We start from the raw sequence: 16,397 nt of genomic DNA on the forward strand, positions 1-16,397 counted from the left end.
GAATGATGCATAAACGGCTCGCATTCATCGACACGTTGCGCGGCATTGCCGTGTTGTCGGTCCTGGTCCAGCATGTCTTCGAGGTGATCGTCGAGAAGCATCCGACGGGCGCCTATTACTGGCCCATCCACGATGTGTTCGGCTACTACATGAACTTTGGCCGGTTCGGCGTGGTGCTGTTCTTCTTCGTCAGCGGCTTCGTCATTCCGTTCAGCTTCCCGGACAGCGCCACGCCCGTGCGGGATTTTACGATCAGCCGCTTCTTCCGGCTTTATCCGGCCTATTGGACCTCGCTCGTGGTCGGGCTCGTGGTGATGCAGCTCCTGGAGTCGAAGGCCTATCCGCTGGGGCAGGTCGCCGCGAACGTGACGATGTTGCAGACTTTCGTGAACGTCCCGAACCTCTGGGTGTTCTACTGGACGCTGGCGATCGAGCTGCTGTTTTACTTCGGTTGCACCGTTCTCTTTGCGATGGGGCTGCTGAACCGGCGCTTCACGGCGGTGACCATCGTCGCTGCGGCCGCGCTGGTCGGAACCACCGCTGCACTCTTCGTCGAGAACAGGACGGTCTCCTCGGTGATGGAGGTCGGGCTGAACCTGTCGGCGATGTTCCTGGGCAAGATCATCCGCGACACCGTCATCAGCGGAAAGCTGCGATGGACCCATGTGGCCGTCTGCACGCTCATGTATGCGATCTTCGCCATCACCCTGTCGGACCGCAGGTTCGGCGGCGAGTATCACGAGAATTTCTTCTACAGCTATTCGATCGGATCGGCCTATGTCTGCGCGGCGCTGGTCTTCATCGGCTTTGCCGTGTTCGGCGAACGAATGGCGTGGCGCCCGATGGCGTTCGTCGGCGTGATCAGCTATTCGGTCTACCTGATGTCGCCGTTCGTGATCGTCGTCATCCATCGCCTCGCCTGGTTCGGTGACGGGCCGCTCGGATGGTCGATCTTCCTGGTCGTGATCCTGGCGTTGTCGATCCTCGTCAGCTGGATGACATTCGCGTTCATCGAGAAGCCCAGCATTTCCTTCGGACAGAGGTTCCGCTCGGCGCGAAGAAAGCCTGTTGTCCTCGAGCCGGCCCTCAGCACCCAGGGTGCCGCGGAGTGATCAAGGCATCCCACCAGCCGGGCGCCGCGTATGATGGATCGTTCGTTCCTTCGGTCCAGGGCCTTCGTGCCATCGCGGCGCTGAGCGTGCTGATGGACCATTTCTACGACATGCCGAAGGCGGGCATGTACGACATCCCGAATCCCGGCTTCCTGCCGCCGCTCTGGCTCTGGCTGCAATCGGTGATCAATGTCGGCGGGCACGGTGTCGAGCTGTTCTTCATGATCAGCGGCTTCCTGATCCCGGCGAGTCTCGTGCGCCACGGTTCGCTGTCGCGGTTCTTCTACGACCGCGTCCTGCGCATCATGCCGGTGTTCGTCGTCCTGCATCTTGCGCTGTTCGTGATCGGGCCGATCGTGGCCTACAAGTTCTTCCGCGGGATCGATCTGACCAGCTATCTCGGGATCTTCGCAGCCAACCTGTTCTTCGTGCAGGATGCGCTCGGCCTGCCCATTGCTCAGCAGAACGCCTGGACATTGACCTATGAGTGGGCGTTCTACATCTGGTTTGCGCTGACATTCTCGATGTGGCGTGGCGGGGGCAAGCTGTTGGCGGCGCCCCTGATCCTGCTGGGTCTGGCCTGCCTGATGCGCTGGCCGATCACCGCATTCTTCTGCATCGGAATGCTGTTCAGCGCGACCGGATTTCGCATCTCAATTCCCGGACGCCTGGGGCTGCTCGCGGGCCTCGCCTGCGGGGCTGCCCTGTATGCGAGCCTCGTGCTGTTTCACCCGTTCGTGGGGCTCATTCCCGGATTTCTGCTGTTCGGCATGGTGCTTGCCCCGGAATCGGGCCTCGGCAGGGCTCTGAGCACGCCGGCGCTCCAATATATCGGCAAGATCAGCTACAGCCTCTATCTCGTGCATCCCTTCGTGCTCTTCCCCCTGCAGGTGATCGGCCTCAAGCTGGTCGCTGCCGGCGTCGACCGTTGGCTGCTGTGGGCCGCCTTCATCGGGCTCGGGCTGGTGATGTCACTCGTTGCGAGCGCGATCACGTATGAGCTGATCGAGGTCAGGCTGAGGCGCCTGCTGCACGGTGCGATCCGCGGCCTGTTCTTTCGACCGCGGATCGAGCAATCGGTTTGAGGGACCGCTGCTCGCGGTCAGCTCACGGTACGAGCGGCGAGCCTGTGATAGGATCCAAGCAACTTCTCGGCGATACGGTCCCAGTTCAGCAGGCCAGCTGCGGTCTGCCGTGCGCCCTCCGTCAATGTCGCGGCGAGAGACTTCGAGGTCAGCACGCGTTCGAGTGCGTCGGCGAGCGCAGTGGCATCGCCGGGCGGAACCAGCAGCCCGTTGACGCCGTCCGTCACGACATCGGGGATGCCGCCGGTGGCGCTGGCAACGACGGGCCGGGAGTTGCCATAGGCGGATGCCAGCACGCCGCTCTGCGTCGCGTCCTTGTAGGGCAGGGCAACCACGGTGGCGGATTGAAACAGCCGTCCGGTCTCTGCAGGCGAAATATAGGCGTTGATCGTCTTGACGGTCGGCATCGCCTCCATCCGCGCGCCCAGTCGCGTCATCTCGGGGCCGCGGCCGGCGACGATCGCTTCATGCGCCACGCCGCGCTGGGCCAATATGTCGATTGCATCGATAAAGACGTCGAGGCCCTTGTAGGCCCACATCCGTCCGAAGAACAGGATCCGCGCGGCTTCCGGCGCGCTGACCGCGCCTTTGGCCGGCGGAACCATCAGCACGCCGTGCATGCTGGAGACCGTCTCGCCCTTGAAGTCGGGCGAGGCGCGGCGGAAATCGGCAATGCAGCTCTCGCCATGCGTGGTGACGATCGATGCGGCTGCGCGCATGCGCCCGCGCCAGGCATCTTCACGTGGCGAGGTGCCGGAGCCGCCTTCCGAATGGGGGATTGCATCGTGAACGGTCAGCACCAGGGGGATGCGGAACGGACGAAGCAGCTGGATCAGCCTGGACGTGTAGATCTCCGGAACTTCGTGACAATGAATCACGTCTGGACGAAACGATATTATGTCCATGAACGAGGCAGGGATGCCGATCGCGCCGCCGCGGCGCAGGCTCAGGTCACGGATCCGTGTCTCGAAGGGCGCCGCCACGGCGATATCGGCAAGTTCCCACTGTTGATTCGCATCCTTGCGGTTGAGCACGAGACGGACGTCGCAATGATGCGCCAATCCCGCTGCGAGCCGGTAGGAATATTCCGCAAAATGCGGTGCGTAGATGGCCACACGCAAGCGCCTGGAGTTACGGAGAGAACGCTCGGCAGGCGAATTCATCAAGGCATCCATTTTGCATCACTTCGCAAGGTTGATGGGAGTGTAGTCCACGATTTGAACTCACTTCCACTCTAAATCGGAAACGTGACGGCTCTCATCTGATTGCCATCACTCCGTCGTAATGTAGCGAGCAATCAGGACTCCGCCGCGATCGGAGATGGTGACGTCGCGGCAGCATCTGTGCCACGTCGTCTAGTCTGCGAATGTGGTTGGATCTGTCGGAATTGGGTCGAATTGTTGATGAATGTCACGCAGGGCAAACAACATCAGGTCGTGGTTGCCTTGTTCTGGTCGCTTGCCCAGAATTGGGGCGGCCGGGCGCTTTCGTTCGTCTTGTTTCTGGTTCTGGCCCGGCTGCTCAATCCCGCGGATTTCGGTCTTGCAGCGCTCGTCGCCTTCATTCTGCTGCTGTTGAGCTCGATCGCCGAATTCGGCTTCGGCGATGCGTTGATCCAGCGGCGCACGCTCGAGCCCGTCGATGTCACGCTGCCCTTTTTCTGCTCCTTTGCTGCATCGACGATCCTGGCGGTCCTGATTGCTTTCCTGGCGACGGATATCGAGCATTGGCTCGACGTGAAAGGGCTCGCGCCGTTGTTGACGGCTGCCTCTCTCGCCCTCCCGATCGGCACGGCGACCCTGTTCCAGGAGGCGCTTTACAAGCGCCAGATGGACTTCCGCGTGCTGGCGCTCAGGACCATGGTCGCCACCGCCATCTCCGGTATCGTGGGAATTGCCTGTGCCTATGCTGGATTCGGCGCGATCAGCCTCGTGATCCAGGTGGTCGTTCAGAGCGCGATCAGCGGCCTCTGGCTCTGGAGCCAGCCGCGGTGGCTGCCGATGCGCGGCTACGATACCGGAAGCTTTCGCGAGCTCTCCGGCTACAGCGTCCATGTCGTGCTGAACAGGCTGCTGGATTTCGCCATCGTTCGCACGATCGACATGATCATCCTGTCGCTCTATGGCGTCGCGGCCCTCGGCATCTACACGGTCGGCGCGCGGGTCTACATCATCCTGATGCAGCTGCTCACCCAGGCGGTCATGGACGTCGCGTTGAGCGCGCTGTCCAAGATCGCCCACGAGCGTGACCGCATCGCCGGCGCCTATCTGCGCAGCGTCAGTCTCGGAGCGTTGGTGGGTTCTCCCATCTTCGTGCTGCTCGCGGCGATCGCGCCGGAGTTTTCCCTGTTGCTGTTCGGCGCGAAGTGGAGCGGCAGCGAAGCGGTGATGAGGCCGCTGATGCTCATTGGCGCGATTCAGACGGTTCAGTTCGTCAACAGCGCCTATTTCGGCGCGCTCGGCAAGCCGAACTACGTCTTTGCGCTCAACATCCTCAAATTCTGCGCGGTCGTGCCCGCGATGTTCCTGCTTCCCTCGCGCGATATCGGTCAGCTGGCGACGATCTTCGCGTTCGCGCAGCTCGTGGTGACCCCCGTGACATTCGCGCTGGCGCTCCGGCTGCTGGGCCTGAGCTGGAGCCAGTTCCTGAAACCGATCGCGGGCTGTCTTTGCGCCATCGTGCTGGCCTATGGCGCGGTCGTGCTGTGCCGCCACGCGACGCCGGACATGAATCCGTATCTGCGGATGGGGCTGCTGTCGTCATGTTTCGGCGCGACCTATCTGCTGAGCATTCTGCTGTTCTGGCGGAAGCAGCTGTTCTCGCTGATCGATTTCGTCGTGAAGCGCGGCGCGACCGCCTGATGAAGACGAGGAGGACGATTTGAAGCAATTGATCCCGGTGCCCGTTCGCAGGCAGCTCCGAGGCTGGCTCAACAGCGCGAAGAACACGCCCTTCGCCGTTGATCTCCTCGAGCTGCGCAGGTGGCAGATCGCCCGGAAGGACGTCGGCGTCAATGCGGCGCCGCGCAACAATCCGCGCCGGCTCGTGCTGTTGCCGTCGGATCCCTGGAGCATTCATCAGTCGCGCGGCGATGAGGCGATGATCGAAGCCGCCGCCGGCGAGATGAAGCGGGTCTATCCCGACCTCGAGATCTACATCGTCACCGCCACCAGCGCGGCAAGTGCGGACGTGCGCGCCATGGGTTTCAGGCCGCTCGAGATCTGGAAACAGCCGTTTTCCTACGAGACGGTCGCACAGGAGCTCTCGCTCACCCGCCCGGATTTCGGGGTGGTGCTGGGGGCCGACGTGCTCGACGGCTATTATTCTCCGGTGGATGCCGCGCGCATGCTGCTCGTCGCCGACCTGATGGCGGCGTTCGGCGCCAAGGTCAGTGTGCTCGGCTTCAGCTTCAATTCCCGTCCGGCCAAGGCCCTGCGCGAAGTGTTCCGGCTGCTTGATCCGGGCGTGGTCCTCAATCTACGCGATGCGATATCGCTTCAGCGCTTCGACGATTTCGCCCAAAAGCGCGCGCGCCTCGTCGCCGATGCTGCCTTCATGCTGACGCCGCGCGCCGACACCGCGGCAGTGAAGCAGATCGCAGCCACGGTCGCGCGGCAGCGCGAGCAGGGCCGCAAGGTCTTCGTCTTCAACATCCACCCGATGTTGTTCAAGAAACCGGAGCCGGCCAAGCTGGAGCGGATGATCGAACTCGCGGCGGACGCCATGGCGCGCCTGTCGCGGCAGCACAACGCGAGCTGGCTGCTGCTGGCGCATGACTACCGCCCCGGAATTGCCGACGACAATTGCCTGCGGCCGCTGGCTGCCCGGCTCAAACCCGCCCTTGGGGAACATGTGCATCATGTCGAGCAGGTTCTGTCGGCGGGCGAGATCAAGGCCGTTGTCGGATTGGTCGACGGCGTGATCACGGGCCGCATGCATCTGGCGATCGCCGCGCTCGGGCAGGGCACGCCCGTGGCGGCGATCACCTACCAGGACAAGTTCCAGGGCCTGTTCGGGCATTTCGGCATCAGCGAGTCGCTGTTGCTCTCGCCGGCCCAGTTCCTCGTCGGAGACAGCTTCGATGCGTTCCTGCTGCACTTCCTCGGGGCCTACGAGGCTGCTGGCGAGCAGGTGCGTCAGATGCTGCCCGACGTCATGGACTTGTCCCGAGCCAATGTCGCGCCTTTGCTGGACGACAGCGCGATGCGGATCGTGCCAGAGGCCGGCGGCAAGGTCGCCTGAGCGCCCGGATGCCTTCCGGACGCGTCAGTTGACCGCTCGCTCGGTGTTCTCGAAGCGCAGGGGCGTCTCGGCCGTCGCCGGCCGGACCTTGCGGGAGGACACGAGGTCGGTGTCGGCCAGGCGGTTGAGGAGGCGCCGCGCCGGATTCTCGAAATAGGCATAGGTGCGGTCTGCGAGGATCGTCAGCACGACGCAGCAGGCGAGGGCGAAGAGGCCGAATTGATCCGGACGCAGTCCGAGCCAGGTCCATAGCGGCTTGAACACGGCAATGAGAACGGCATCGTGCAGCATGTAGATTGCGTATGAGGTGTTGCCGAGCCGTCCAAGCAGGCGGGCGCCGGGGAATTCGGTGAAGGCGCTTTCGCCGACCGCGGTGAGCAGGATGGCGCAGGAGAACAGCAGGATGGCGAGGTCCGGCTTGGCGAAGACGTTGAGGACGAGCACGGAGATGCCGAACATGGCGATGCCGGCAAACACGACCCGCTTCTGCCGGTAGGGCTGCGACATCCGGAACAGGATCGCGAGCAGGATGCCGTTCAGGAAGCTCGGCAAGGCGCGGAGCATGCCGTAGTCGTAATTGGCTCCGTACATCTGCGACCGATCCTGCCAGATCGGCAAATGCCCGTGTGCCAGGACCAGATACAGCGCCGCGACGAATGCAGCCAGGACCAGGGGATGCAGCTTGCGCGCGAACAACATCAGGGCCGGGAAGATCAGATAGCAGAAGAACTCCGCGCTGATCGACCAGGAAGGCGAGTTGAAGCTGAGGTGGTCGGTGACGCCCCAAGCCTGGAGCAACAGCAGATTGTAGAAGAAGTCGAGCGGGGTCGACCGCGCCGTGCGCTCTAGGCCGACAGCGATCAGCACCACGAAGATGAGCAGGCTCAGCAGGTGCAGCGGATAGATCCGCGCGATGCGGCGGATCATGAAACGGGAATAGGCGCGTAGGCCGCGCGCGTCGGACGGGTAGGAGTATGAGATCACGAAGCCGGACAGGATGAAGAACATGTCCACGAACAGGCCGTAAGACCCGTTCCAGGCCGGCGAGATGCCCGTGTCGATCAGCTTCAGGTGGAAGATGAAGACCCCGAGAGCGGCCACGAAGCGGTAAAAATCGAGAACGACAAAACGTCTTGCTTCACTGGCTTCCATCGGGCCTCGGAGTCCTTGCGCGGTTCGCCCCCCTTCTAGGGACGAATTGTGACGCAAGTTCGCAGGCGCGCCGGCCGATGCCGCGCGATCGCGGCAGTCCGCCGGAATTCATGCAGAATTCATGGCGCCCATCCCATTGCGAATGGCAGTCGGCTCCCCTGCTCCCTGATGAGGCAGGTGCCTAAGAAAAAGAAGGGCCGGGAACCTCTGCATGGTCCCGGCCCATCGCGATGTTGGCGCCCGTTTGGGCAGATTTCGCCGTGCTCAGACGAACAGGAAGTCGTGGCTCGTCAGGTTGGAGACATAGACGTTCTTTAGCAGGATCGTGTCGTTCGCCGAGAACGTGATGAGCGCGTTCGTGCCGGACTGCGTCATCTGCAGGTGGCTGTAGTCGGCCGCCAGCAGCTTCGAGATCTGGATCACGTCGTGAGTTGCCCCGGCGCCGGCTTGGAAGTTGAGGATCTGGTCCTGGCCATGATCGTATGCGATGGTGGTCGAGCTTGGCGCGGCCGAGAACACGTCGTTGCCAGCCCCGCCATGGATCGTGACGCCGCTCGCGACGGCCGTGACGTTGTGGGTGCCGTCGGTCTTGGTCTGATCGAAGAACTGGAGCGCGTTGGCGGCGTTGTAGTTCTCGTGCTGGGTCGTCCCGGCCTGTCCGTTGAAGTTGAACAGGAAGACGTCCTTCGAGCCGTTGGCGTTGTTGGCGATCTCCTGGGTCTTGACGCCGTGGCTGTTATAGATGTCGGTCAGCTTGCTGCCGTCGTCGTGGATGACCTGGGTATAGTCCAGAGTGCCGTCGGCGTGGGTCCGAGTGAGCTCGACCAGCTTGCCCGAGGCATCGAGGTGCTGATGCTGGGTGGTGTAGGACTGCCCGGTGACGTTGTAGTTCCAATTGTCCGACGTGCCGTCGGCATTCTTGATGTAGGCAGCGGTCTTCACGCCGGCGGTGTAGACGGTCGTGGAGTTGTAACCGTCGCTCTTGGTCGTCACCTCGCTGGTGATGACGCCCTTGGCGTCGTACCAGTCCGAGGTCTTGGTGCCGTCGGCCGTCTGCGCCAGCGTGAAAGCCAGGCTGTTGTCGGCGTGGGTGCGCACGATGTGGGTGAGGAAGCCCGTCGCATCGTACGTGTCGTGCTCGTTGCTGTAGGTCTGGCCGACGATGTTGAACTGGAAGACGTCCTTCGAGCCGTCGGCGTGGTAGTCGGTTTGCGTCTTCTTGACGCCGGCCGCATCGTAGTTCGCGACCACGCTGCTGCCGTCGTCGTTGACAATCTGGGTGTAGTCGAGCGAGCCGTCGGCGTGCCAGCGGGTCACCTCGGTCGTCTTGCCGGTCGGGTCGAGGTGCTGGTACTGCGTGGTATAGCTCTGGCCGGTGATGTTGTAGCTGTAATTGTCGTGGCTCATGTCGGCGTTGGTGATGTACGCCGCGGTCTTCACGCCGTTGGTGTACACCGTGGTCGAGCTGTACCCGCTCGTCTTCTGGAGCACCTCGCTGGTGAGGACGCCGTTGGCGTCGTACCACTCCGTCGCCTTGGTCCCGTCCTTGTCCTGTACCAGCTTGAACGCCATGCTGCCGTCCGCGTGCTTGCGGATCAGCGTGGTGAGGAAGCCGGTCGCATCGTAGACGTCGCGCTCGGTCGTGTAGTTTTGGCCGGTGATGTTGAAGAGGTAGACGTCCTTGCTGCCGTCGGCGTGGATGTCGGCCTTCTTGATCCGCGTTCCCGCGGCATCGTAGTTGGTGACGACGCTGCTGCCGTCGGCGTTGATCACCTGCGTATAGTCGAACGTGCCGTCGGCGTGCTTGCGGGTCACGGCCGTGATCTTGCCGGACGGATCGACGTGCTGGATCTGCGTGGTGTAGCTCCTGCCGGTGAGGCCAAAGGCGTAATTGTCCTGGCTGCCGTCGGCATTCTTGACGTAGGCGTTGGTCTTGACGCCGTCATTGTAGAGCGTGGTGGAGGTGGTGCCGTCCGCCTTCTGCACGACCTCGCTGGTGAGGCTGCCGGCGGCATTGTACCAATCGGTCGTCTTGGTGCCGTCGGCCGTCTGGATCAGCTTGAAGGCAAGACTGCCGTCGCTGTGCAGGCGCGTCAGGTTGGTGAGGAAGCCGGTGCTGTCGTAGACGTCGTGCTCGGTCGTGTAGTTCTGGCCCTTGATATTGTAGGTCCAGACGTCCTTGCTGCGATCGGCATGATAGGCCGTCTCGACCAGCTTGACCCCCGTGGCGCTGTACGTGGTGATCACGCTGCTGCCGTCGCTGTTGTAGACCTGGGTCGAATCCAGCGAGCCGTCGGCATGGCTGCGGGTCACCGAGGTGACCTTCCCCGAGGCGTCGAGATGCTGAACCTGGGTGGTGAAGCTCTTCCCCGTGATGCCGTAGGTATAGTTGTCCTGGGAGCGGTCCGCGTTCTTGACATAGGCCGCGGTCTTCACCCCGTTCGTATAGAGCGTGGTGGAGTAATAGCCGTCGGACTTCTGGACGACCTCGCTCAGAAGGGTTCCGGACGTGTTGTAGGTGTCCGTGGTTCGGGTTGCGTCGGTGTCGATGTGGACGAATTTCGTCTTCACGCCGCCGGTGTAGCTGATCAGGTCCTTGGAGCCGTCGGTGTAGGCGACGGTGGTCGAAGTCGGTTGCCCGCTTGAATTGAGGCCGGTGTCGGACTTCGAGAGCAGCTTTCCGCTCGCATCGTACGTCTTGGTGTTGGTCCAGGTCGCGGCCGAGTTCGTCACCGAGAACGAGTATCCGCCCTGGATCTTGGAGAGGGCGCTGCCGTAATGGGCGATGATGTAGTCCATGGTCGCCTTCGAGGCGACCTGCAGGACGTGCGAGTCGGTCAGCGTGATGGTCTGCAGCGCCGTCGAGTCGCTCAGGTCGGACAGTTGCGGCACGATCTCGGCAGCCGTCCCGGTGACACTGGTCCGTGTGTCCGGCGGCGTTGTGGTGGCCGGGGGCGCATCGATCTCGATGATCAGCGGGTGATCGCTGACCGGAATGGTGATGGTGCTGACGTCGGTGTAGCTGGCGATCGCCGTGGTTCCCGTCAGCGTGTCGTACACCTTTACCGAATGATGCACGCCGCCGAGATTCACCGTGACGGTCTCGGTCGGATTGGAAATCTCGGTATCGTTGGCGTCCTTCCAGAGCTTCGGCTCCGCCCATACGACGAGTTCGTAGGCGCCGTTGCTCTTGCCGAGCACCATGCTGTTGCCCGAGGCCGGCATGTTGCTCAGGGTGTAGTTCAGCGGATCAGTCGGCTGCTGGCCGCCCTTGCCGTCGTCAGCCAGAATGGTCGTCAAATTGTGAATCGCCGTCGCGGCGAGCTTGGGCGTTCCGTCGGAGTTGAACAGGCCGAAATTGGCTTCAGGATTGGTATTGCCCGCGGACGAGTCGCGGTCGAACAACTCGTAGAGATACGTCGCGCTCACGCCGGCCTTGTAGGCATCGACCAGCGTGTTCAGGATCGACTTGGCCTGCACCGTCTCATTGACGCCGAGATATTGGGTGTTGGACTGGGTGGTGTAGCCGGTTTCCGTGATAACGACGGGCTTTCCCGGTGCCGCGTGCATGACCGCGCTCAGCGTCGCCGCGATGGAGCTGCCGGGAGTCAGGCTTGTGCTGACATAGGCGTGGGCGTTGGCGTAGTCGACGGAGCCCGACATGTTGCCGAGCTGGCTGTAGCCCTGGGGATCGTTGTAGGCCAGTGACAGATTGTAGACGGGGATGCTGGCGAGCGTGGCGTTGGCATTGACCGCCTGATAGAGCGCGCTCTGGAACTGAGCTGCGGCGGTGAGGCTCGAGCTGCCATTGTAGCTGAAGGGCTGGTGATTGGCTTCGTTGAGCCCCTCGATGGCGCTGATGCTGCCTGCATGGTTCGTCACGAACTTCTGGAGCGATGCGATGTAGTTCTGCAGCCCGGCCGTGCCGGTCTGGGGCAGGGCGGACGACACCAGGAAGTCGAACTTGTAGCCGGCAGCGGCCAGACCTTCGACGACGGGTTGCGCGGCGGGGCTGGTCCCCATCGCGTCGCGGAGATGGGTGACGCCGAGATACTCCAGGTCCTCGACCATCAGCGCGAGATTGTTGTAGCCGGTCCAACCGAAGCCGGCGTGCGTATTGACGCCGATGGAGTTGACGAAGCCGGAGGCGGACAGGATGGTTTGATCAGGCATTGCACACTCGAGTTTTCAGCGCGAACAAAATTGCTCGCAGGGATTTGCGTCGAAGCTTCTCTGTCGAGTGTGAATTTCAGATAAAAATCGATGCTACAAATCGCGAGTGAAATGCGGTTCCTTGCGCAGGAACAGCTCGACTCGAGTCGCAGCAGAATATGCATGCGATGCCGGTGCAGGATGGCGTGAGAAAGGCGCTTTCAAGATTTTCGCGATTTGCACTGCTGAATTGATGCGCAGCTTGCGGGAATTCGATTGATGCGCGTGTGACAATCGCATGATCCTCTCCCTTGCCTCATGCAATCGAGCGCAGAGCGCCTCCGTAGGTGCCTCTTTTGTAGGCGCGTATTCTGCTAACTATAACCGTAAAGGTTGTATCCGTAATTTCCCGGATATGTGATTCGATGGCGCAACGGTTCGTGCAGAGACTGATCAGCCCGTCGTCCGACGGCTCAGTCCGGCGCGCGATGCGATTTGATGACGCCGGGTGCGACGATTTAGCCGCGGCGGGCCAGCATCAGAAAATCTCCGCGCCATCCGACGATCGCCGTTGCGATCGCGGCGATCACGATCTTGCCGGCGAGCCACGCCGCGGGCTCGGTCGGCATCGTGCCGAGGGATCCGATCAGGATCGCGGCCACCAGCGCCTGCGCGACCAGTGACCAGCGCGGGAATGCCTCGAAGCGCAGGGTGGGACCGAGCGCGACCAGGATCGTTGCGAGCGTTGCGAGCGAAGCGCAGCCGACAGCCTGTCGTGGCGACAGGCCGGCCGATACCGCGGCCAGCGCGGCGGCTGCGACGATCGCGAGCTGACCGGCCGCAACCACCACGAGCCGGGTCGCGAGCTTCTCCAGGTGCGGAACGACTGCGATGGTGGCCTGGAGATGTGTGTGCAGGAAATAGAAGGCGGCCACCGTGGGTGCCGTCGCCAGGAATCCGTCAAGGCTCTCTTGCGGCACCAGGATACGAGCAGCATCCGGAATGAAGCCGATCAGCCCGCCGAGCAGCACGAGGGTCGTGCAGATCATGAACTCGAACATCCGCCGCGCCGATTGAATCGACTTCACGACGGTCCCCCGCTCGAAGTCCTTGACCACTTCGGGATAGCTCACGGTGTGGATCGCTGCGTTGAGGACCCAGAACGGTCGTTGCAGCAGGTCGAGCGCGATCGAAAATCCGGCACCTGCTCCGGTCGCGCCCAGCCGACCGATGATGATGAAGCGGAGCAGAACCGGCACCGACAGATGGATGACGGAAGCGCCCGCCGCGAGCATGCCGTAGCGGGCGAAGGTCTTCCAGTCGGCGAGCATCGTCTGCAGCGAAGCGCGCTCCAGCGGCGTGCGGTATGCGATGAGGCCGGCGACGAGCCCCAGCATGTGACCGGACGCGATCCCCAGCAGCACGGCTTCAGCCGTTCCTGAAATCGCTCCTCCCATGACGGCCCCGGCCAGCAGCGCGGTGGCACGCAGCGCCAGAAGAGAAGACGAGACGCCCAGCCGGTCGGACAGGCGGATCGACAGAAAATACAGATCCGTCAACCCCTGCAGCACGGATATGCCGAGGCCGAGCGCGATGATTGCTGCCGGGAACGCGCTGACCAGGGATGCGCCGCTTCCGACCACGACGAGCGCGCCCGCACTCGCGAGGCCCGCTCCAAAGAGCGACCATCTCAGCCGAGCCGCCTCATCCTCCCCGGCTGCGGCCAGAAAACGCAGTCCGGCGAGTTGCAGCCACTCGAACATCAGGACGCAGAGCAGTTGGCTCGAGGCCAGCGCGAGGGAAAAGCTGGTGTAGTCGGCCGCGGGCAGCAGATGACTGATCGCGAAGATCAGGATGATCGCCGCGGCGCTCTGATAGACGTAGCCCGCCATGGCGAAGAGGCGTGTCATCGCGGAATGAGGCGCTCCTTGCGGACGACGGCCCGTCCTTGTGACGCTTCATTCGTTGCTGCGCGCACGTGCGACATCCGCTGCTCGCGCAATTGTTCATACAGGTTCTTGTACGAAGACAGCACGTCGGAAAAGATCCACTTGTTGGTATCGGCGATGAGGCGCCGGCTGATCTCGTCGATCTTGTACGGATCCGACGCGACGGCGAGCATGCTCTCCGCCAAAGATTCCGGATCGGCTTCGGTCAGCCAGCCGGTCACGCCGTGCTTGATGACCTCGGGCATTCCACCAAAGCGCGTTCCGAGCAGCGGCCTGCCGGCCGCCTTGGCATCGGCGACGACGAGCGGACCTGGGTCGTGCCAGATCGAGGGGGCGATCACCACGTCGACCTGCTTGTAGAAATCATCCGGCGACACAAAGCCCATGAACTCAATCCGCGCATCCGGAGCGAGCGCCCTCAGGCGCCGCTGCTCCTCGTCGCTGACGCGACCTGCGATCATCATCCGGATACGATCACGGGGCATCATGGCAAGGGCTCGCATCAGATTGTCGATGCCCTTTTCTTCGGTGAGGCGGCCGATGAATCCGAACGTCACCTCCGTGGTGCAGACCGCGCGGGGATAGGGTTCACGCGGCGGCTCGGTCGAGGCGTTGCGGATCACGGTACGGATCGGCGTCTCCGCGAACATGCCCATGTCGGTATGAATGGACAGCACGCGCTCGCTCACGCCGACCACGGCGCTGAGCCAATGCGTGGCACGCTTGCGATGAAAGCTCAGGATTCCGCAGCTCGTGCAGGTGTGCTCGCAGGACCGTCCCTTGTCGAAACGGGAGCATCGCGGACAGGTCAGATAATAGTCGTGAAGCGTATGCAGCACGGGGACGCCGAGCTGGGCGGCGACGCGCCAGATCGCGGTGGTGAGGCCCGACAGGTTGTTGGAGTGCAATACGTCCGGCTTGAAAGCCCTGATTCGCTCGGCGATCAAGGGGGCCTGCATCTGCCAGTCGTCGATGGCGTGCCAGATGCTGCGCAAGCCGACGTTCTTCTGCTCCGTGAAAGGCACGTAGATGTTCTGCACCGGCGCGGAATAGACGTTGATGCCGTTGCAGCTTTCGCGCGCCTGTCCGGGCGAGGATGCGGCCCGGATCACTTCCACCTCATCACCGCGCTGCGCCAGGCCTTCGGCAAAGCGCCGCGCGAAGACCTCTGCGCCGCCGACGATCTTTGGGGCCTGAGGCGTCGGATAAAGCGTGGACGTCAAAAGAACTTTCATCGCATCAACCTCATGTCTGCAAAAAATTGCGTCTACCGCGCCGGCCTTATCTCGAGGGCGGGAACGGCACTGTCATTGGCTGCAATCAGAACCGGCGTGCTTGAGACGGGGATCCAGACCCCCGACGCGGGCTTTGCCGTTTGGTCGCACGGCATTGCAAAGCTCGTGCCTTGCTGATCGCCCTTGAGCCGGATTTCGTAGCGTCGGTCCGGTGCCTCCGACCAGACCGCAACTCTGCCGCCGGAGGCCGTCGATGCATTGATCGACACGACGCCGCTGGCTAGCTCTCGCCGTTCGGCGCTCAGGCTGGAGCGAATGAAAGCCCAGGCGTCCTGAGCCGCACAGGCGACCGGCTTCGGCGCATTGTCGAAACGATAGAGTCCGAAATTGTCCTCCAGCTCCGTTGGGTTCTTTCCACTGTCCTTCAGCTCGTAGAGCCACATTCCCTTGAGCCAGCGCGCCGCGGTCGACGCCCACAGGATCAGTTGCGCCGTATTGTCGGCCTGGGCCTGTTCGTTGACGCCGCACTTGTTGGTGGCCGTGGTCCAGCCGGTCTCGGTCACATAGATCGGGTAGTCGGGGTTTCCGCTCGCCTGGCCCACGAGGCGGTGAAACGCCGTCAGCCTGTCGATGATCTCGGCCGAGGTGCGTTTGCTCGGGCCCATGCAGAAATTGTAGAGGTGGATCGAAGCGCCGTCCGCATATTGAAGAATGCCGGACCGCAGCATCTTCTCAGTCCATGTCCAGCCTGGATCGTCGCCGAGCGCTCCGACCAGGAAAGGCGCATTCGGCGCCACCCGCTTCACCGCCGGTCGTGCAACCTTGGCAAGCGCCAGATAGTTTTCCGGCGAGAACGCGGCATCCTTCTTCGCCGCCAGATTCCATTCGTTCCAGAGCTCGAAGATCGGATGCTGCGGCACGACCGATTGTGCCGCCGCGGCGGCATAATCGGCGAAGCGCTGCCGCGCCTCATCGGTTGTCGGCGGCGTGGAATTCGGAACGAGATGATGGCCAAAGGCGAGGATCAGGAGGGGACGTGCGACGCCGGACCTGACTTGCGCTTCGAGCCTGCCGAGCCTGGGCGTGAAGCCCATCCGGCGTCCACCCACCTCGAAATCGGACCAGGGAAAATCGTCGCGGAAGGCGTTGAAGCCGAGCTGCTTGATCTGGGCGACGTTCTCCGAAGGCACGTATCCGCGCGCGCTCACCGGGCCTCCCAGCCCCTGATGCGTGCCAACCCCCAGCAGGAATCGGGCATCGAGCGGTTGGGCCTGCTGTGCGCAGACGGAGGCCGGCAAGAGTATGGATGCGATGAGGCTCGCGAGGCGGAGGCTGCCGCGAACCAAGGTGCGTGAGGATGTCATGGGCTAGATCATGCTCGCGAGCGCTGCGTTCGCGGTGACACCCAATCCGGTCCATGACATCGCCATCGCGATCTCCTGCATCTGCGAGGGCAAGCGTGCACGTTGA

The 16,397-nt window shown here is 62.8% G+C and carries 10 protein-coding genes; 4 read left to right on the top strand and 6 right to left on the bottom strand.

Annotation, left to right across the window (positions count from 1 at the left end; translation table 11 throughout):
- The first annotated feature begins 2 nt into the window (after positions 1-2).
- Both HAP40_RS09560 and HAP40_RS09565 read left to right on the top strand, forming a co-directional pair.
- The gene (locus HAP40_RS09560; RefSeq protein ID WP_246741140.1) at positions 3-1,112 is read left to right on the top strand and encodes an acyltransferase family protein; all 1,110 of its coding nucleotides are present in this window, start codon (positions 3-5) and stop codon (positions 1,110-1,112) included.
- Positions 1,109-2,197 (top strand): acyltransferase family protein, encoded by a 1,089-nt coding sequence (locus HAP40_RS09565; RefSeq protein WP_166818045.1) that lies wholly within the window; start codon positions 1,109-1,111, stop codon positions 2,195-2,197. Before HAP40_RS09560 ends, HAP40_RS09565 begins: the two co-directional genes overlap by 4 nt.
- 17 nt (positions 2,198-2,214) lie before the next feature.
- Here HAP40_RS09565 and HAP40_RS09570 read toward each other — a convergent pair whose 3' ends face one another.
- A complete protein-coding gene (locus HAP40_RS09570; protein ID WP_246741139.1) occupies positions 2,215-3,312 on the bottom strand; it encodes a glycosyltransferase family 4 protein in 1,098 nt (365 codons plus the stop codon).
- Between the two features lie 288 nt (positions 3,313-3,600).
- On the opposite strand from HAP40_RS09570, the gene HAP40_RS09575 reads away from it, so the two are divergent.
- Complete coding sequence (locus tag HAP40_RS09575) at positions 3,601-5,058, top strand: lipopolysaccharide biosynthesis protein (protein WP_166818043.1); 1,458 nt, start codon at positions 3,601-3,603, stop codon at positions 5,056-5,058.
- Between the two features lie 19 nt (positions 5,059-5,077).
- Positions 5,078-6,439: a polysaccharide pyruvyl transferase family protein gene (locus tag HAP40_RS09580; RefSeq protein ID WP_166818042.1), complete on the top strand. Its 1,362-nt coding sequence runs from the start codon at positions 5,078-5,080 to the stop codon at positions 6,437-6,439.
- 24 nt (positions 6,440-6,463) lie between these two features.
- On the opposite strand, the gene HAP40_RS09585 is transcribed toward HAP40_RS09580, so the two are convergent.
- The 5 genes from HAP40_RS09585 to HAP40_RS09605 all read right to left on the bottom strand — a co-directional run bounded on the left by HAP40_RS09585 (position 6,464) and on the right by HAP40_RS09605 (position 16,135).
- Positions 6,464-7,591, bottom strand: a complete 1,128-nt coding sequence (locus tag HAP40_RS09585; RefSeq protein WP_166818041.1) for an acyltransferase family protein — start codon at positions 7,589-7,591, stop codon at positions 6,464-6,466.
- 264 nt (positions 7,592-7,855) lie between these two features.
- The gene (locus tag HAP40_RS09590) at positions 7,856-11,764 is read right to left on the bottom strand and encodes an RHS repeat protein (RefSeq protein WP_166818040.1); all 3,909 of its coding nucleotides are present in this window, start codon (positions 11,762-11,764) and stop codon (positions 7,856-7,858) included.
- Positions 11,765-12,261: 497 nt separating this feature from the next.
- On the bottom strand, positions 12,262-13,653 hold the full coding sequence (locus HAP40_RS09595; RefSeq protein ID WP_166818038.1) for a hypothetical protein: 1,392 nt from the start codon (positions 13,651-13,653) through the stop codon (positions 12,262-12,264).
- Entirely contained in the window at positions 13,650-14,927 is a 1,278-nt protein-coding gene (locus tag HAP40_RS09600; protein ID WP_166818037.1) for a glycosyltransferase family 4 protein, read from the bottom strand. Before HAP40_RS09600 ends, HAP40_RS09595 begins: the two co-directional genes overlap by 4 nt.
- Before the next feature lie 32 nt (positions 14,928-14,959).
- The gene (locus tag HAP40_RS09605; protein WP_246741138.1) at positions 14,960-16,135 is read right to left on the bottom strand and encodes a cellulase family glycosylhydrolase; all 1,176 of its coding nucleotides are present in this window, start codon (positions 16,133-16,135) and stop codon (positions 14,960-14,962) included.
- Positions 16,136-16,397 lie beyond the last annotated feature (262 nt).

Source organism: Bradyrhizobium sp. 1(2017) (genome assembly GCF_011602485.2).
In the GTDB taxonomy this organism is placed as follows: domain Bacteria; phylum Pseudomonadota; class Alphaproteobacteria; order Rhizobiales; family Xanthobacteraceae; genus Bradyrhizobium.

What these genes read in the sequence shown, in the direction of transcription:
- HAP40_RS09575 (WP_166818043.1), top strand. Translation starts at nt 3,601, where the DNA reads ATGAATGTCACGCAGGGCAAACAACATCAGGTCGTGGTTGCCTTGTTC.
- HAP40_RS09585 (WP_166818041.1), bottom strand. Translation starts at nt 7,591, where the DNA reads ATGGAAGCCAGTGAAGCAAGACGTTTTGTCGTTCTCGATTTTTACCGC.
- HAP40_RS09595 (WP_166818038.1), bottom strand. Translation starts at nt 13,653, where the DNA reads ATGACACGCCTCTTCGCCATGGCGGGCTACGTCTATCAGAGCGCCGCG.
- HAP40_RS09600 (WP_166818037.1), bottom strand. Translation starts at nt 14,927, where the DNA reads ATGAAAGTTCTTTTGACGTCCACGCTTTATCCGACGCCTCAGGCCCCA.
- HAP40_RS09560 (WP_246741140.1), top strand. Translation starts at nt 3, where the DNA reads ATGATGCATAAACGGCTCGCATTCATCGACACGTTGCGCGGCATTGCC.
- HAP40_RS09590 (WP_166818040.1), bottom strand. Translation starts at nt 11,764, where the DNA reads ATGCCTGATCAAACCATCCTGTCCGCCTCCGGCTTCGTCAACTCCATC.